The organism is Brachybacterium sp. AOP43-C2-M15 (assembly GCF_052446295.1).
In the GTDB taxonomy this organism is placed as follows: domain Bacteria; phylum Actinomycetota; class Actinomycetes; order Actinomycetales; family Dermabacteraceae; genus Brachybacterium.
The window spans coordinates 134,527-151,812 of sequence record NZ_JBQSWB010000004.1; the positions used below are offsets into that span (position 1 = coordinate 134,527).

At 70.6% G+C, this 17,286-nt stretch carries 15 protein-coding genes; 9 read left to right on the forward strand and 6 right to left on the reverse strand.

All coding sequences use genetic code 11. The features are described from left to right. Window positions 1–112: 112 nt before the first annotated feature. The 4 genes from ACT3SP_RS05840 to ACT3SP_RS05855 all read left to right on the forward strand — a co-directional run bounded on the left by ACT3SP_RS05840 (window position 113) and on the right by ACT3SP_RS05855 (window position 5,451). On the forward strand, window positions 113–1,387 hold the full coding sequence (locus ACT3SP_RS05840; RefSeq protein ID WP_444586316.1) for a sugar ABC transporter substrate-binding protein: 1,275 nt from the start codon (window positions 113–115) through the stop codon (window positions 1,385–1,387). A 203-nt stretch (window positions 1,388–1,590) separates the two neighbouring features. After that, window positions 1,591–3,168, forward strand: coding sequence for an ABC transporter permease subunit (locus ACT3SP_RS05845; RefSeq protein ID WP_444586317.1), 1,578 nt, complete (start codon window positions 1,591–1,593; stop codon window positions 3,166–3,168). Between the two features lie 19 nt (window positions 3,169–3,187). Then, a complete protein-coding gene (locus tag ACT3SP_RS05850) occupies window positions 3,188–4,087 on the forward strand; it encodes a sugar ABC transporter permease (protein WP_444586318.1) in 900 nt (299 codons plus the stop codon). A 32-nt stretch (window positions 4,088–4,119) separates the two neighbouring features. Next, a complete protein-coding gene (locus ACT3SP_RS05855) occupies window positions 4,120–5,451 on the forward strand; it encodes a carboxylate--amine ligase (protein WP_444586319.1) in 1,332 nt (443 codons plus the stop codon). A gap of 102 nt (window positions 5,452–5,553) precedes the next feature. Here ACT3SP_RS05855 and ACT3SP_RS05860 read toward each other — a convergent pair whose 3' ends face one another. Together ACT3SP_RS05860 and ACT3SP_RS05865 are read right to left on the reverse strand one after the other, a co-directional pair. Next, window positions 5,554–6,324, reverse strand: a complete 771-nt coding sequence (locus ACT3SP_RS05860; protein WP_444586320.1) for an aspartate/glutamate racemase family protein — start codon at window positions 6,322–6,324, stop codon at window positions 5,554–5,556. Further along, window positions 6,321–7,700: a carboxylate--amine ligase gene (locus ACT3SP_RS05865; RefSeq protein ID WP_444586321.1), complete on the reverse strand. Its 1,380-nt coding sequence runs from the start codon at window positions 7,698–7,700 to the stop codon at window positions 6,321–6,323. The genes ACT3SP_RS05860 and ACT3SP_RS05865 overlap by 4 nt, the downstream gene beginning before the upstream one ends. A 79-nt stretch (window positions 7,701–7,779) precedes the next feature. On the opposite strand from ACT3SP_RS05865, the gene ACT3SP_RS05870 reads away from it, so the two are divergent. From ACT3SP_RS05870 to ACT3SP_RS05885, 4 genes are all read left to right on the forward strand, one after another. Beyond that, the gene (locus tag ACT3SP_RS05870; RefSeq protein ID WP_444586322.1) at window positions 7,780–8,286 is read left to right on the forward strand and encodes a YbhB/YbcL family Raf kinase inhibitor-like protein; all 507 of its coding nucleotides are present in this window, start codon (window positions 7,780–7,782) and stop codon (window positions 8,284–8,286) included. Window positions 8,287–8,478: 192 nt separating this feature from the next. Then, window positions 8,479–9,732, forward strand: a complete 1,254-nt coding sequence (locus ACT3SP_RS05875) for a glycosyltransferase family 4 protein (protein ID WP_444586323.1) — start codon at window positions 8,479–8,481, stop codon at window positions 9,730–9,732. Next, window positions 9,729–10,451, forward strand: a complete 723-nt coding sequence (locus tag ACT3SP_RS05880; protein ID WP_444586324.1) for a TVP38/TMEM64 family protein — start codon at window positions 9,729–9,731, stop codon at window positions 10,449–10,451. Before ACT3SP_RS05875 ends, ACT3SP_RS05880 begins: the two co-directional genes overlap by 4 nt. Before the next feature lie 48 nt (window positions 10,452–10,499). Beyond that, window positions 10,500–11,693 (forward strand): glycosyltransferase family 4 protein, encoded by a 1,194-nt coding sequence (locus ACT3SP_RS05885; protein WP_444586325.1) that lies wholly within the window; start codon window positions 10,500–10,502, stop codon window positions 11,691–11,693. Here the strand turns inward: ACT3SP_RS05885 and ACT3SP_RS05890 are convergent. The 4 genes from ACT3SP_RS05890 to dnaK form a co-directional block, all read right to left on the reverse strand. Beyond that, on the reverse strand, window positions 11,677–12,117 hold the full coding sequence (locus tag ACT3SP_RS05890; protein WP_444586326.1) for a heat shock protein transcriptional repressor HspR: 441 nt from the start codon (window positions 12,115–12,117) through the stop codon (window positions 11,677–11,679). The two genes, ACT3SP_RS05885 and ACT3SP_RS05890, sit on opposite strands and share 17 nt — an antisense overlap. Window positions 12,118–12,180: 63 nt before the next feature. Continuing rightward, window positions 12,181–13,200 (reverse strand): DnaJ C-terminal domain-containing protein, encoded by a 1,020-nt coding sequence (locus ACT3SP_RS05895; RefSeq protein WP_444586327.1) that lies wholly within the window; start codon window positions 13,198–13,200, stop codon window positions 12,181–12,183. A 116-nt stretch (window positions 13,201–13,316) separates the two neighbouring features. Then, the gene (locus ACT3SP_RS05900) at window positions 13,317–14,006 is read right to left on the reverse strand and encodes a nucleotide exchange factor GrpE (protein ID WP_444586328.1); all 690 of its coding nucleotides are present in this window, start codon (window positions 14,004–14,006) and stop codon (window positions 13,317–13,319) included. Further along, the gene (dnaK, locus tag ACT3SP_RS05905; protein WP_444586329.1) at window positions 14,006–15,877 is read right to left on the reverse strand and encodes a molecular chaperone DnaK; all 1,872 of its coding nucleotides are present in this window, start codon (window positions 15,875–15,877) and stop codon (window positions 14,006–14,008) included. Before dnaK ends, ACT3SP_RS05900 begins: the two co-directional genes overlap by 1 nt. Window positions 15,878–16,312: 435 nt before the next feature. Between dnaK and ACT3SP_RS05910 the strand changes: the two genes are divergently transcribed. Next, window positions 16,313–17,065 carry an SDR family NAD(P)-dependent oxidoreductase gene (locus tag ACT3SP_RS05910; protein ID WP_444586330.1) on the forward strand — a complete coding sequence of 251 codons (753 nt, stop codon included), beginning with the start codon at window positions 16,313–16,315 and terminating at the stop codon, window positions 17,063–17,065. The last annotated feature ends 221 nt before the right edge of the window (window positions 17,066–17,286 follow it).

Here is a 17,286-nt window from a genome sequence, read left to right on the forward strand (position 1 = left end):
CATCTGAAAGTTCTTGCACATTCTTGCACACTCGTGGCTGTCGGCTCTACAGTGCCTCCATCAGGCATCGCCCTGGACCGGTCGACAGCGACCACGATTCAAAGGAGAAGACGTGCAGATCCGTCGTAAGAACTTCCTCGCCCTGGGAGGCGTCGCCGCCTCCCTGTCCGTGCTGGCCGCCTGCGGCGGCTCCGATGCCGGGGACGGGGGCGGCACCGGCGGCGGCGCCTCCGACGACGGCGGCGAGGGTGCCGCCGACGCGGGCTCCCGCCTCGTGATCTGGGCCGACGAGGAGAAGGCCCCGGCGCTCGAGCCCTCCGCGACGGAATGGGGCGAGCAGAACGGGGTCTCGGTCGTGGTGGAGGTCGTCCCCGGCGACGAGCTGCAGGCGAACTTCATCACCGCCAACCAGGCCGGCAACGGCCCCGACATCACCATGGGCGCCCATGACTGGATCGGCAACCTCGTGCAGAACAGCGCGATCTCGCCGGTGCAGCTGCCCTCGGACGTGGGCGACTCGATCGCCCCGATCGGCATCGAGGCCGTCACCTACGACGGGCAGACCTACGGCGTGCCCTATGCGGTCGAGACCCTCGCGCTGTACGCGAACAACGACCTCACCGACGCCCCGGAGCCCTCGAGCCTCGAGGAGCTCATCTCCGCGGCCGAGGCCGGCGGCGCCGACAACATCCTCTCGCTCCCGGTCGGAGAGTCCGGCGATCCGTACCACATGCAGCCCCTCTACTCCTCGGCCGGCGGCTACCTGTTCGGCAAGGACTCCGAGGGCGGTCTCGACCCCTCGGATCTGGGAGTGGGCGAGGAGGGCTCCCTCGCCGCGGCCGACAAGATCGCCGAGCTCGGCGAGCAGGGCGTGCTGAAGAAGGCCATCACCGGCGACAACTCGATCTCGCTGTTCGCCGAGGGGAAGTCCGCCTACCTGATCTCGGGCCCCTGGGCCCTCGCGGACGTGCGCGACTCGGGCATCGACTTCACCGTCTCCGCGATCCCCGGCTTCGAGGGCATGGAGCCGGCCGCCCCCTTCGCCGGCGTGAACTCGTTCTACGTCGCCTCCAACGCGAAGAACGCCGGCTTCGCCCAGCAGTTCATGACCGACGTCGCCAGCTCCCCCGACGTCGCCAAGGCCATGTACGAGGCCAACCCGCTGCCGCCGGTGAACCTCGAGCTGCGCGAGGAGATCGCGAGCTCCGACGAGCACGTGATGATCTTCGCCGAGGCCGCCGAGGCCGCCGACCCGATGCCGGCCATCCCCGCGATGGCCGCGATCTGGGGCCCGCTGGGCATCGCCCAGGCCAACATCGTCGGCGGAGCGGACCCGCACTCGACGATGGAGTCCGCCGGCGAGGAGATCGCCTCCGCGATCGGCTGATCGCCGCACGGCCGATCCGCCGCCGCACCGACCGCTCCTGCGCTCGGTGCGGCGGATCGGCCCCTGCCCGCCAGGCTCGGCCCGCCCGGTCCCGCGCCCCGCGCCAGAGCCCTGAGCCCTGAGCTCCGAGCCCTGAGCTACGCGCCCCGCGCCCTAAGCCCCGTGCCCCGAGCCCCTGAACCTCCGAAAGGCACAGTCGCCTCATGACCTCGACGCATGCCCCCGCGCACCGGACGCGGTCCACCTCGGTCCCCGCCGTGGTCGCCCGCATCCTGGTCCTCGGCATCACTCTCGCGGTGACGGTCTTCATCGCCCCGGTGCTGGTCTCCCAGCAGTCCTGGATGTGGCTGGCAGTGCTGCTGGTCGCCGCCGTCGGGATCTTCGCCCTCTACTCGACCCGGCGCTTCGTGCCTGCCAAGTACCTGTTCCCCGGCACGTTCCTCCTCAGCGTGTTCCTGATCCTCCCGATCGCCCTGACCCTCGGGTACTCCTTCACCAACTACGGCGACGGCACCCGCGGCACCAAGGAGCAGGCGGTCGGGTCGATCGTGGCCAACTCCGTGCAGCAGTCCCCCGACGCTCCGCGCTATGCGATGACGGTGGCGACCGCCGGCTCGGCGACCGAGGGACCCTTCGAGCTGTTCCTGGTGGACCCGAGCGACGGCACCGTCTTCCGCGGCGACGCCGAGTCGGCGCTCGAGGAGGTGCCGGGAGAAGACGTCACCGTGGTCGACGGGCGCGTCACCGAGGTCTCGGGCCTGACGGTGCTGACCGCGAACGAGGTCAACGCGGTCTACGACGAGCTGATGGAGCTCTCGGTCCCCGTGGACGACTCCACCGCCGTGCGTCCGCTGGGTGTGAACCAGGCCTTCGTGGGCAGCACCGTCCTGCAGTACGACGAGGACTCCGACACCATCACCGACACCGCCACCGGGGACGTCTACACCGTCGGGACCATCGGCGACGAGGAGTACTTCGTGGACGCCGAGGGGCAGCGGGCCTTCTCCCAGGGCTGGCTGCAGGGCGTGGGCCTGTCGAACTACGAGCGGCTGTTCACCAACTCGACCGTCGCCGGGCAGTTCGTCGGCGCCTTCGTGTGGACGCTGGTGTTCGCGGCCGGGTCGGTGCTGCTGACCTTCGCGCTCGGCTTCGCGCTCGCGCTGATCCTCAACGACCAGCGCCTGAAGGGCCGGCGGGTCTACCGCTCGGTGCTGATCATGCCGTACGCGATCCCCGGCTTCATCTCGCTGCTGGTGTGGTCGAACTTCTACAACCAGGAGTTCGGTCTCATCAACCAGATGCTCGGGCTGAACCTGAACTGGTTCGGCGACCCGACGCTCGCCAAGGCCGCTGTGCTGCTGACGAACCTGTGGATGGGCTTCCCGTACATGTTCATCGTCGCCACCGGCGCGCTGCAGGCGATCCCCGACGAGCTGACGGAGGCCTCCCGGATGGACGGCGCCTCCCGCTTCCAGATCACCTCGAGGATCGTGCTGCCGCTGCTGCTGGTGGCCGTGGCGCCGCTGCTGGTCTCGTCCTTCGCCTTCAACTTCAACAACTTCAACGCGATCGAGCTGCTCACCGAGGGCGGTCCGTTCCCCGACGGCTCCGGCCGCGGCTCCACGGACATCCTCATCTCGATGGTCTACCGCATCGCCTTCGGCGGCTCGGGCGCGGACTTCGGCTTCGCCTCCGCGGTCTCGGTGTGCCTGTTCGTCCTCACCGGCGTGCTGGCCGCCGTCCAGTTCCGATTCACCAACGTCCTCGAAGACGTCAACTGAGCTCGCGGAAGGGATCCCCATGAGCACCTCCACCGCTCCGCGCGCGACCTCCGGGCACCGCATGCCCTTCGGCCGCTGGTTCGCCGAGATCGGATGGCGGCACGTCGTCGGCGTGCTCGCCGTCGGCTTCGCCGTCTTCCCCATCCTGTTCGTGCTGTCCGCCTCGGTGAACCAGAGCGGATCGCTGTCCTCGGCCGGGCTGCTCCCCACCCGCGGGGTGACCCTGGACCACTACGCCGCGATGCTGAGCGGCCAGCGGGCGAACTTCCTGCGCTGGTACCTCAACACGATCATCGTGTGCGGTGTGGTCGCCGTCGGGCAGGTGTTCCTCTCGCTGCTGGCCGCCTACGCCTTCAGCCGCTTCCGCTTCCGCGGTCGCCGCGGCGGCATGCTCGCGGTGCTGCTGATCATGATGTTCCCCGCGATCCTCTCGATGATCGCGGTGTACACGATGATCGCGGAGCTCGGCGAGGCGGTGCCGATGCTGGGGCTGAACACCCTGGCCGGCTACGTCGCCGTGCTGATGGGCGGGGCGTTCGGCCAGGTGTGGCTGCTCAAGGGGTTCTTCGACACCATCCCGCGGTCCCTGGACGAGGCGGCGATCATCGACGGCGCCACCCACTGGCAGGCGTTCGTGAAGATCCTCGTGCCCTCGATGACCCCGATCCTGGCCACCACGCTGCTGCTCGCGCTGGTGGGATCGATGAGCGAGTTCCTGATCGGCTCGATCTTCCTCACCGACGACTCGAAGAAGACCCTCGCGGTGGGCATGTACGGCATGTTCTCCTCGGACCGCTCGAACAACCTGGGCGTCTTCGCCGCGGGGTCGGTGATGGTGATGATCCCGGTGATCATCCTGTACCAGTTCCTGCAGAGGTACATCGTGGGCGGCTCCACGGCCGGGGCCGTCAAGGGATAGGACGGGCCCCGGTCACGGATAGGATCATGGCCATGGCTCGACCCGATTCCCCGCTCCCCCGCTCCGCCCGGCCCGGCAGCGATCACGCTGCGGAACCTGCAGTGTCCGCCGCCGGCGACCCCGCCCCCGGCACCGTCGGTTTCGACCTGGTGCTGCTGGGCACCGGGCTCGGCGTGCACACCCTCGCCCGCGCCTTCCACGAGGAGTACGGCGTGGTCGCGACGGTGGTGACCAAGGTGGGCATCGAGCCGATGCGCCGTTCGGTCACCAGCGAGATGCGCGAGCTGGGCGCGGGGGCGAGCGACGAGGACCTGATCACCGCGCTGGTCGAGCTGGCCTCCGAGCGCGGGGGCGAGCGCCCCCAGCTGCTGCTGGCCAACGCCGATTCGCTGATCCAGCTCATGAGCGATCACCGCGAGGAGCTGGCCCCGCACTTCGTGATGCCGATCCTCGAGGCCGAGACCCTCGCGCGGCTGTCCGACAAGGCGGAGTTCGCCCACCTGTGCACCGAGCACGGGGTGGCCACGCCCCGCACCGAGGTCATCGACCTGGGCGAGCCGCGGGGTGAGGACTGGGAGCCACCGCGCACCGAGATCCCGTTCCCGCTGGTCATGAAGGCCGCTCGCACCGCGGACATGGCAGGGGTGCGCTTCGAGGGAAAGAAGAAGGTCTGGTTCCTCTCCGAGCCCGCGGAGCTCGAGGAGCTGGTGCGCACGATCGCCGACGCCGGGTACACCGGCCGGCTGGTCGTCCAGGAGCTGGTGCCGGGCGACGACACCGCCGAGGGCTCGATCACCGCCTACGCCGACGCCGCGGGCCGCGTCACGCTGCTGTGCTCGGCGCGGGTGCTGCTGGGCGAGCACACCCCCGATGCGCTGGGACGCCCGGCCGCGATGATCACCACCGAGTTCGGCGACGCGCTCCCCCAGGCCCGGGCGCTGCTCGAGGCCACCGGCTATCGCGGCTTCGCGAACTTCGACGTCAAGCGCGACCCCCGCGACGGGGTCTGGAAGTTCTTCGAGGTGAACCCCCGCATCGGCCGCAACAACTTCTACGTCTCCTCCGCCGGGGCGAACATCGCCCGCTTCGTGGTCGCCGACGCGATCGAGCAGCGCGAGATCGAGCCGGTCACCCGGGTCGACGAGATCCTCTACTCGCTGGTGCCGATGCCGCTGCTGATGCGCTACGTGCGCGATCCCGAGATGCGCCGCTGGGTGCGCACCGTCGCCCGACGTGGGGTGCGCAACCCGTGGTCCTATGCGGCCGACGGCGCCTGGGCCCGCCGCTACGCGCGGCTCGTGGGCCTGAACCACGTGCGCAAGTTCCTGCGCTACTACCCCAAGCCCACGGACTCGGGGTTCTGAGCGGCTCCGCGTTCCGACGGCTGCGGTGCAGGGCCCGTCCGCGACAGGGTCCCCACGGCACGATGCGCCCGGGGCGGATCCCTCACCGTCTCACCCACCGCCTCACCGGAACCCGTCGGTGAGCTCCTTGCCGCCCTCGCGCACGGTGATCCGGGCCAGCTCGGTGAGCGAGTCGACCAGGCGCGGGTCGCCGCGGTACCCGTGCTGGTCGTACGCGACCGACAGCTCGGTGCAGCCGAGCACGACCGTGCCCGCGCCCTGCGCGAGAGCCCGGTCGATGCTGGACTCGAACAGCGCGAGGTCCACCGGCCGCCCGGCCTTGACCTGCTCGTAGATGAGGCGGCTCACGTCCTCCTGGAGCTCGCGCCCCGGCGTCAGGGCGGTGCCGCCGGCGTGCTCGATCGCGTCCTGGTAGACCTGGGCGTGGATGTTGCCCTCGGTCGCGAAGACGGCCACGGGTGCGCCGTCGGCCGCCGCCACCGCGGCCCGTGCGGTCGTCTCGACGATGCTCAGCAGCGGGATCGTGACGGCGGCCTCGACCTGACGTGCGTAATGGTGGGCGGTGTTGCAGGGCAGCACCAGCAGATCCGCCCCGGCGCGCTGGAGCATGCGGGCGTCGCGCGCGATCACGGGCCCGGGATCGGGGGCGCCGGGGTCGAGGATCCCGGCGGTGCGGTCGGGGGTGGTGGAGTGCTGGGAGACCAGCAGGTCCAGGTGCTCCTGATCGCTGCCGGCGTCGGTGGCGCGGATCAGCACGTCGAGGAACACGGCGGTGGCCGCGGGGCCGAGCCCGCCGAGCACACCCACCACGGGGCCCGTCCAGTCGGCGGGGTCGAGGCGGCCTCCGACCTCCCCGCTGCCCTCCCCGCTCACGCGCGATCCTGCGCGGGGGGCGCGGCGGAGCCCGGGGACGCCTCCGCCCTCGCGGACGCCGCGCGTCGGGGCACCAGGCGGGAGAGACGGTCGCCGCCCTCGGGACGGTAGTGGCGCTGGAACTTGAGCACGAAGTTCGCCGCGGCGGCCAGGGCGTAGCCGCGCCGCTTGGCGTCGGTCTCCACGCCCGGGTAGCGCAGCGGATTGCGCACGCGTCCGGCCTTCAGCACGCGGCGCAGCTGGGCCCTCGCCTCGGGCTGGGTGGTGTAGCGGCGCACCAGCGCCGTGGGCACCACGGTGTAGAGCACCTCGGGCTGGTCCTGGACGATGCCGTCCTCGCCGACGCCGGAGCCGGGGCCCTCGGTGGGCAGGGCGTGACGGAAGTGCTCGTCGACGTACCAGGTGACGGGGTTGTGGCCGCCGGCGGTGATGTAGTAGTTCGAACGTCCCAGGCGCGGGTTGAGCTCGAAGAACTTCGTGCGGCCGTCGCGTTGGTCGTACTTGAGGTCGAAGTTCGCGTAGCCGGTCCAGCCGAGCTCGGTGCACAGGCGCTGGGCCTGGGCGACCATCTCGGGGTCCACGCCGGTGATGATCGCGGCGGGATTGCCGATCGCGCCGGGGGCGTGCTCCTCGAGCAGGGTGCGGCCCCAGGAGGCGAAGCGCACGCGGGAGTCGGCGTCGCAGTAGACGGTGAGGATGCGCATGAACTGGTCGTCGCCCGGGATGCGGTCCTGGACGATGATGGAGCTGCGGTAGCCGGCACCGCGGATCGCGCGCAGCAGCTCCCCCAGCTCCTCGCGCGAGGCGACGGTGTGGACCTTGCTCTGGCCGGGGAAGGTGACCCGCTTCCAGTCCGAGACCTCGGCGGGCTTGGCGATCACCGGGAACTCGAAGGGGATCTCGAGGTCCTCCGGGATCTCCTCGGTGCAGTCGACCACCACGGTGCCGGGGTGGTCGACGCCGAGGTCCTGGCACAGCCGGGTGAAGTTCTGCTTCTCGGTCGCGGCCGCGAAGGTGTCACGGGAGACGTAGGGCGCCAGGTAGCGGTCGTCGAGACCGATCCGGTCGCGCACCTCGATGATGGCCTTCACGGTGGAGTCCGCGGAGCCCAGCAGGAGCAGGGGACGCTCCGGATGCTCCTCGGCGATCCGCTGGAGGACGGGCGCGAGCTTCTCGGCGTCGAAGGGGTCCTCGCAGCGCACGTTGTCGATGAGGGCCGAGGTGCCCACCACCCATCCCGCGAGCCGCGAGACGACCACGGTGCGGATCCCGTACGCCTCGTGGAACGCCCGGGCCAACGAGTAGGCACCGATGTCCCCGCCGACGACGACGGGCAGGAGGTCCACGCCCTGCGTGGTCAGTGCGTTCTCAGGCATGGCCGCCAGTGTAGCGGCGCAGCGCCCGCCCACTGCGCACCCCCTCGACTCGTCGCGGGGCACCGCCTACGCTGGCGGGATGGATCACAACACGAGCGAGTCCAGCGCATCCCCCGGTCTGACCCTGCAGTCGCAGGCGACCCCCGCCGGCTCCGTCGTGGCTCCCCAGCAGCTGGTGGAGGACCTCGGCGGCGAGAACCTCTCCCCCGACCTCAGCTGGGCCGGGGCACCGGAGGGCACCCGGTCCTTCGCCATCACCTGCTACGACCCCGACGCCCCCACCGGTTCCGGCTTCTGGCACTGGATCGCCTGGGACATCCCCGCGTCGGCGACCTCGCTGCCCCTGGGGGTCCCCCGCGAGGACTCCTCGCTGAAGCAGGCGCGCAACGACTTCGGCAACGTCGGCTACGACGGCCCTCAGCCGCCGCCCGGCGCTCCTCATCGCTACCAGTTCTCGGTGCACGCCCTGCCCGTCGAGTCGCTCGGCGTCGATCCCGAGGACCCGCACATCGGCGCCCGCTTCGCGATCTTCTCCCAGCAGCTCGCCTCCGGGTCCTTCACAGCCCGTTACCAGGTGACGGGCTGATGCGCTAGGGGGAAACTCCCCGCGACCGGTCGGGCGCGCCCCGTGCCGGTCCTTCATGGCCGGTCGTAGGCTCGAAGCATGGATGCAAGGAGACCTCACGCGCCGTGGAGGACACAGGGATCAGACCCCGGTCTGATGCCTCTCCTCCGATCGGGGGACGCGCTCGCAGGAGACGGGTGCGAGGCTCGAGGAGTGAACCTCACCAGGATGCGCCCCGGTCCGCGGACCACGACGGATCAGCACCGTCCGCTGCGAGTGCTGCTGACCACCGACTGGTGGGAGCCCGTGGTCAACGGGGTGGTGGCCTCCGTCCAGACCCTGCGCCGTGAACTGATCGCGCTGGGCTGCGAGGTGCGCGTGCTGACGCTCTCCCAGGGCTTCCGCACCCGCCATGAGCCGGGCGTCTACCGCATCGGCTCGGTCTCCGCGGGCATGGTCTACGACCGCGCCCGGATCGGCATGCCCGGCAACCGTCGGATGCTGCGCGACATCCTGCGCTGGGGCCCCGACGTGATCCACTCGCAGTGCGAGTTCTCCACCTACGTCTGGGCCAAGCGGATCGCGCGCACCCTGTCGGTCCCGCTCGTGCACACGTACCACACGATCTACGAGGACTACACCCACTACTACTCCCCCAGCCGCACCGTCGGCCGGAAGGTCGTGGCCTCGTTCTCGCGCCATGCGCTCGCCGGGACCGATGCGGTGATCGTGCCCACCGCGAAGGTGTCCCGCCTGCTGTCGGAGTACGGCGTGCGCCGTCCGGTGCAGGTGATCCCCACCGGACTGGACCTGCAGAGGTTCCGCCCGGCCGCCGACGAGGCGGAGCGCGCCGACGCCCGGGCGCTGCGCGCCCGTCTCGGCATCGACCCCGGGCAGACGGTGCTGCTGTCCGTGTGCCGTCTGGCCAAGGAGAAGAACCTCGACGAGGTGCTGGACATGGTCGCCGCGGCGGACCGCCGCGACGCCGTCCTGGTGCTGGTGGGCGGGGGACCCTACCGGACCGAGCTCGAGGAGCGCGCCCGGTCCCTCGGCATCGAGGACCGGGTCCGCTTCGCCGGCGTCGTCGAGCCCTCCGAGGTACAGCGCTGGTACCGGATGGGCGATGTCTTCGTCGGCGCCTCGCTCAGCGAGACCCAGGGGCTGACGTTCATCGAGGCGCTGGCCTGCGGCCTGCCGCTGCTGTGCCGTCGCGACCCCTCGCTCTCGAGCGTGGTGGTCGAGGGACGCACGGGCTGGCAGTTCGAGGACGCCGCGCAGTTCACGGAGCACCTGAGCGCTCTGCTCGACGATCCCCGCCGGCGTGGGCAGATGGCCCGCGCTGCCGTCGAGCACGCGCGCGCCACCTGCGGTGCGGCGGAGTTCGGCCGCCGCGTGCTGGACGTGTACCAGCAGGTCCGTCGGGGACGCTCGCCGCGCATCATCGGCCGACAGGCGGTGGCCGCATGAGCACGGCGACCAGCGAGCTGCCCCTGCTGCCCTCCGCCGTCGCGGAGCCGGCACCGACGCTGAGACGGGCGGCGCGACCCGCGCCGGCCGACTCCCCGGCCCGGCCGTCGGCCGCCGCCTCGAGCGCGCACCCCCGTCGGGACCCGCTGCGGACCGCCGCCCGCCTCTCACCCCTGCTGGGGCTGCTGGTCAGCGTCGGGCTGGTGTGGTGGGGGATCGAGAGCGGGGTGCTCTCCTCGCTCGAGTCCCTGCGCGCCTACATCACGTCCCTCGGGCCCTGGGGCCCGATCGCCTTCACGGTCCTCACCATCGCCCTCGTGGTGTTCCCGGTGATCCCGGGCGGCCTGACCGTCATCGCCGCACCGGTGATGTTCGGCGCGGTCGAGGGGATAGCCCTGGCCTACGTCGCGGTGTGCATCGGGCTGCTGCTGAACTTCACGATCGGCAGACACGTGGGACTCGGCGTGCTGGAGAGGATGTTCTCGCCGCGCACGATCGACAAGTACCTCGGATGGACCCGCGGCCCGCGGTTCACCCGCACCTTCGCCGCGGTGATCACCGTGCCCATCGCTCCCGACGACCTGCTGGGCTACCTCGCCGGGACGACGAAGATGCGGTGGCGCACCTACGCCGCCATCGTCCTGCTGTGCAAGCCCTGGTCGCTGATGCTCTACGGACTCGGGGTCAGCGCCCTCCTGCTGAGAATCCTGCCCTGGTGACCACGCCCGCTCGGCGTGCACGCCTTCCCTGGTGAACGGAGCCCCGACATGCTCATGACCCCTGACTGCGCCGTCCCGGACCCCGAGGAGCGCCCCGCTCCGCGGTTCGATGGCACCCGCAGCTCCTCGGCCCCCGACAGCGCGGACCTCTCCGGCCCGTCCGCGGAGGCGCCGCTGCGCGTGCTCATGCCGCGCGGTCTCGCCGGTCTCGCCCACCAGTCCGGGATCGGAGCGGCCATCCGCCATCAGGAGGAGGCGGTCCGTGCGCTCGGGCACCAGGTGGTCACCAATCCGCTGCGGCGCTTCGACGTGGTGCACCTGAACACCCCGTTCCCCGACACCCCGCTGCTGGCGCGGTGGGCGCGGCTGCGCAGGAGGCCGGTGCTGATGTGGGCCCACTCCACCGAGGACGACTTCCGCGACTCCTTCCCCGGCTCCAACCGCCTCGCTCCCCTGTTCCGCCGCTGGATCGCGCACCTGTACCGGCGCGGGGACGCCGTGGTCACGCCGAGCGAGTACTCCAGACAGCTCGTCTCCGCGCCGAAGTACGGGATCCGCACCCCGATCAGCGTGCTCTCCAACGGCGTGGACACCGACTTCTTCCGCCCGAACCCGCAGACGCGGGCGCGGTGGAGGGAGTCCCTGGGCCTGGCCCCCGAGGCGAAGGTCGTGATCAGCGTGGGCATGCAGCTGGTGCGCAAGGGCATCCTGGACTGGGTGGAGGTCGCCCGGCGCATGCCCGAGGTCACCTTCGTCTGGTACGGGCGGACCGATCCACGGCTGCTCACGGCCGAGGTGGAGCGCGCGCTCGCGGGCGCCCCCGCCAATGCGCTCTTCCCCGGCTACGTGCGCGCGGACCAGCTGCGCGAGGCGTACTGCGCAGCGGATGCCTTCTGCTTCCTCACCAAGGAGGAGACCGAGGGGATCGTGCTGTGGGAGGCGCTGGCCTGCGAGACGCCCGCCCTGGTGCGCGGGATCCCGCTGTACCGCGCGGCGATGCCCGACGGGGTGCTGACCCATCAGGTCGAGGGCGACGGCCCCGGATTCGCCGGGCAGGTCGTCGAGAAGCTCGAGGCGCTGCTGGCCGGGGACCTCGAGGATCTCACCGCCGCGGGACGCCGGGCCGCCGAGGGCGTGGACATCGCGGAGGTTGCCCAGGACCTCGCCGAGATCTACCGTCTCGCCGGGGTGCGCTCCCGCAGCCGCGGGCTCGCCGCCGCCGACCTCAGCCGCGTCGCGTAGGGCGCCACACCACCAGCGCGCTGCCGGTGGAGCGCCGACGGGGTCGCTCCCCGCGGCGCAGGGCGCTGATCTCCCCGTCGCGGTCCGCCGAGAACACGCGCCGCTGCGCGGGGGTCATCGTGTCGAGCGTCTCGCGGACGCTCTCGAGCTGCCCCTCGAGCTCCCCCACCCGGTCCTGCAGCTCGAGGATCCGCTTGATCCCGGCGAGGTTGATGCCCTGCTCCTGGGAGAGGGTCTGGATCTCGCGCAGGCGCGCGATGTCACGGGCGCTGTAGCGGCGCCCTCGGCCGCGGGTGCGCTGCGGGATCACCAGCCCCAGCCGGTCGTACTGGCGCAGGGTCTGCGGGTGCATCCCGGACAGCTCCGCCGCCACCGAGATCACGAAGACCGGGGCGCGATCGTCGATGCGGTGCGGACTCGCCATCCTCGCGCTCCTTCCTGGGATCCGGTGGGCGACGGTCGAGGCCGATGGGCCGTCCGCCGCGGGTCAGCGGGCGGCGGACTCGGCCAGTCCCGCGCGCGGGTCCTCGTCGGCCAGCGCCTCCCGCAGGTCCTCGACCGCCTGCTTCGCCGCCCCCTCCACATGAGCGGGGACCGCGACCTGGACGGTGACGAGGAGATCGCCGGTGGCCTTCTTCGTGGTCGTCAGCCCCTTGCCGCGCACCCTCAGGGTACGTCCGGAGGGCGTGCCCGGCGGGACCTTCACCGAGACCGTGCCGCCCTCGAGCAGCGGAACGGACAGCGTGGTGCCCAGCACCGCCTCGTCGAAGGAGATCGGGACCGTCAGGCGCAGGTTCGCGCCGTCGGCGCTCCACACCGGATGGTCCTCGACGTCGAGGGTCAGCAGCAGGTCACCGGCGGGAGCCCCGCCGGGGCCGGGCCGCCCCTTGCCGCGCAAGCGGATCTTCTGCCCGTCGTGCACCCCGGCGGGGATGCGGGTGGTGAGGCTGCTGCCGTCCACGGTCAGGCGGATCTCCGTGCCCAGCGCCGCGTCGCGGAAGCTGATCCTCGTGCGGGCCGAGGTGTCCTGTCCCTTCGCGGGAGCGCCCCCGTAGTTGCCCTGGAACCCGGCCGGACCGCTGCCGCCGAAGCCGCCGCCCTGCCCGCCGAACATCTTCAGCAGGTCCTCGATGTCGGGGTTGCCGGCGCCGCCGGGGGCGCCGCCCGGCGCCGTGCGCGGACCGCCCTGGCCGCCGAACATCGAGGAGAAGATGTCCTCGAAGCCGGCCCCGCCGGGGCCGCCCTGGCCTGCGGAGAAGCGGGCGCCGCCGGAGCCCATCGCGCGGATCGCGTCGTACTGCTCGCGCTGCTCGGCGTCGTTGAGGACCGAGTACGCCTCGCCGATCTCCTTGAACTTCTCCTCCGCCGCGGGATCGTCGGGGTGACGATCGGGGTGGAACTTCCTGGCCTTGGTGCGGTAGGCCTTCTTGATCTCCTGCGCGCTCGCGTCCTTGGAGACGCCGAGGACCGCGTAGAAGTCCTTGTCGAGCCAGTCCTGTCCGGACATGTGCGTCTCCTTCCGGGAGCCTCAGGTGCTTCTGCGTGTCGTGACGGGACGGGTGCGGGGCCTGCCGACCGGCGGGCCGACGGGCCCCGCACCGCGTCATGGGGTGATGCTGACGATCAGGAGGGGCCCTTGGTGCCCACCCGGGCGGGTCGCAGGATCCGATCGTTCATCGCGTAGCCGGGCTGGACGACGAGAGAGATCGTGGCCGTCTCGACGTCCTCGGCCTCCTCGTGCATGAGCGCCTCGTGGAGCGTGGGGTCGAACGCCTCCCCCACGGCGCCGAAGCGCGTCAGGCCGTGCGAGGCGAGGACCTCCTCGAGCTTCTGCGCGATGGCGTGGAACGGGGTGCCCTCGACGATGTCGCCGTGCTGGCGGCCCAGCTCCACGTCGTCGAGCACGCCGATCAGCGAGCCGAGCACGCCCGCCACGGCCGCCTCCTTGCTCACCTGCGCCGCTCCCTCGATCCGTCGGCGCGAGTTCACGTACTCGGCCTGATCGCGCTTGAGCTGCTCGGTGAGCGCGGTGACCTGACCCTCGAGCTCGGCGACGCGACCGGCGTCGGCCGGGGCCGACGAGCCCTCGCCGCCCTCCGCGGCCTGTGCGAAGAGCTCGGCCGCCTCGGCGTCGATCGGGTCGGAGGGCGCGTCGGAGGGCTCGGAGGCCCCCTGGCCCTCGGCCGCGGGGGTGGCCCCGGAGGAACGGACGGAGCCGTCCTCCGGGTTCACCTTCCGCTTGTCGGTGAAGGAGAACCGCGGCTCACCCTCAGGGCGCTCTGCGTCGTCGGGAGTGCTCCGGTCCTCGGTCATCACTTGGTCTCCTCGTCCTCGTCCACGATCTCGGCGTCGACGACGTCCTCGTCCTCACCGGAGGACTGCTCGCCGCCCTCGGCACCGGGCGCGCCCTCGGCACCCTCGGCACCCTCGGCCTGCGCGTAGATCGCGGTGCCCACGGCCTGCAGCGCCTCGTTGAGGGCGTCGCGCTTGGCCTCGAGGTCCTCGGTCGAGGCGTCCTCCTGGGCCAGGGCGTCCTTGGCCTCCTTGATGGCGTCCTCGGCCTTGGTCCGATCCCCGTCCGAGACCTTCTCCGCGTTGTCCTTGAGCAGCTTCTCGCCCTGGTAGACGAGCTGCTCGAGGGTGTTGCGGGCGTCGGCGTTCTTGCGACGCTCCTCGTCCTCGGCGGCGTGCGCCTCGGCGTCCTTCACCATGCGGTCGATGTCCTCGTCGGACAGGGCGGACCCGCCGGTGATCTGGATGGACTGCTCGTTGCCGGTGCCGCGATCCTTCGCGGTCACGTGCACGATGCCGTTGGAGTCGATGTCGAAGGTGACCTCGACCTGCGGGATGCCGCGCGGCGCGGGGGCGATGCCGGTCAGCTCGAAGGTGCCGAGCATCTTGTTGTCCCGGGTGAACTGACGCTCGCCCTGGAACACCTGGATGGCCACGGAGGGCTGGTTGTCCTCAGCGGTGGAGAAGACCTCGGAGGTCTTGGTGGGGATGGCCGCGTTGCGCTCGATGAGCTTGGTCATCACGCCGCCCTTGGTCTCGATGCCGAGGGAGAGCGGGGTGACGTCCATGAGCAGGACGTCCTTGCGCTCGCCCTTGATGACAGCGGCCTGCAGCGCGGCGCCGACGGCGACGACCTCGTCCGGGTTCACGGACTTGTTGGGCTCCTTGCCGCCGGTGAGCTCCTTGACGACCTCGGTGACGGACGGCATGCGGGTGGAGCCGCCGACGAGGACCACGTGGTCGATGTCGGAGACGGAGATGCCCGCGTCCTTGATGACCTGGTGGAAGGGTGCCTTGGTGCGATCGAGCAGGTCCGAGGTCATGTCCTCGAACTGGGCCCGGGTGAGCTTCTCGTCGAGGTGCAGGGGACCGTTCTCGGTCATCGACAGGTACTGCAGCGAGATCGAGGTGGAGGTCGAGGAGCTGAGCTCCTTCTTGGCCTGCTCGGCGGCCTCCTTGAGGCGCTGCAGGGCGATGCGGTCCTTGCCGAGGTCCACGCCGTCCTTGTTCTTGACCTGCGTGATCAGCCAGTCGACGATCTTCTGGTCCCAGTCGTCGCCGCCGAGGCGGTTGTCGCCGGCGGTGGCCTGGACCTGGATGGTCGAGCCCTCGTCGTCCTTGCTCACCTCGAGCAGGGAGACGTCGAAGGTGCCGCCGCCGAGGTCGAAGACGAGGATCTGCTCGTCGTCCTTGCCCTTCTCGAGGCCGTAGGCGAGGGCCGCGGCGGTGGGCTCGTTGATGATGCGCAGGACGTTGAGACCGGCGATGGTGCCGGCATCCTTGGTGGCCTGGCGCTCGGAGTCCGAGAAGTAGGCCGGGACGGTGATGACCGCGTCGGTCACGGATTCGCCCAGGTAGGACTCGGCGTCCTTCTTGAGCTTGCCGAGGGTGCGCGCGGAGACCTCCTGCGCGGTGTACTTCTTGTCGTCGATCTCCTGGCTCCAGTCGGTGCCCATGTGGCGCTTGACGGAGGCGATGGTTCGGTCGACGTTGGTGACGGCCTGGCGCTTGGCCACGTCGCCGACGAGGACCTCGCCCTGCTTGGAGAAGGCGACGACCGACGGGGTGGTGCGGGAGCCCTCGGCGTTCGCGATGACCGTGGGCTGACCGCCCTCGAGGACGGCGACGGCGGAGTTGGTGGTACCGAGGTCGATTCCGACGACACGGGACATGGGTGCCTGCCTTTCTGCGGCTCGCGGCCGCAAGGTGGTTCGTGCGACGCCGCCCGATCATGGCCGGTCTCCCGGCCGCTGCTCGTGCGGCTCCGCCGGCCGCCGGGGCCGGCGGCAAGACTTGAGCTGTACGGACTCAAGTAGAGAACTCCGGATCCGTGTTGTCAATCCGAGGATCACTGAACTTGAGTACACCTCACTCAACTCTGGCCCGGCCAGGTTCATTCCCACTGGCGGACGCTGTGACGGAGGCCACGGATGTAGGTTCCGGGACACGTCGGCCAGTTCCGGGTTTCTCGGCCAGTGCGTGTCAGATTTCTCGCCGACGTGTCAGATGGCCAGATCGCCCTGCGGGTGGAAGCAAGGTGGTCCTCCTGCACTTCGCTGTCGCCGGAGACGGGGTCGCAACGACGGGGCGGGATAGGCTCGGGGGCTATGACGTCGGCGTATGTGGTCACTGGTGGCGCCCGTGGTGTGGGCCGGGCAATCGCAGAACAGTTGGTCACTCGCGGGCACGTGATCGTGGTTGACCAGGACCCTGATGCCCTCCATTGGACAAGCGAGCAGGCCGACATCGGGGCGGTGGCGGGCGACGCCGCCAACGAAGAGGTCCCCAACGATGCGGTGCAACGGGCCTCGCATGCAGGCACGCTGGTCGGATGGGTCAACAACGCCGCGATCTTCCGGGACGCCGCGATCCACAACACACCGGCTACCGAGATCGTCGATCTGATCGCCGCGAACCTTGGTCTCGCGGTAGCTGGCAGCGCGGCCGCCGTCCGGTGCTTCCTGGCCGACAAGACACAGGGCGCGATCGTCAACGTCTCCTCGCATCAGGCCCAGCGCGCCGTGCCCGGCGCCTTGCCATACGCGACTGCAAAGGCAGCGGTCGAAGGCCTGACCCGCGCACTGGCCATTGATTACGCTCCACAAGGCATCCGCGTCAACGCCGTCGCCCTCGGCTCGATCCTCACTGAGAGGTACGACGACAAACTGGATGCAGAGCTTCGTCGATTGCATCCACTGGGCCGCGTCGGCCGGGGCGAGGAAGTCGCTAAAGTTGTCGATCACCTGCTCTCGACCGACGCCAGCTTCATTACCGGCACTGTGTTGCCCGTCGACGGCGGCCGCGCCGCGCTCGGACAGGACCCCGAAGCGCGCGACGTCACGGCCCCAACAACAGCTTGACGGCATACGCGCGCCGCCTCGCTCGAGGATCGGATTGCGGAACACCGTCGGCTCAGCTGACAACGATCGCCGAGGATCTAGACAAGATACTGAGAATCCGTGAGCGTCACGAAGATTTCGCACGGCTGGTCACGGCGTCAGTCAGCTGGCAGATCGCGCGAGAACCTACAACGGATGTAGGTTCCGGGACACGTCGGCCAGTTCCGGGCTTCTCGGCCAGC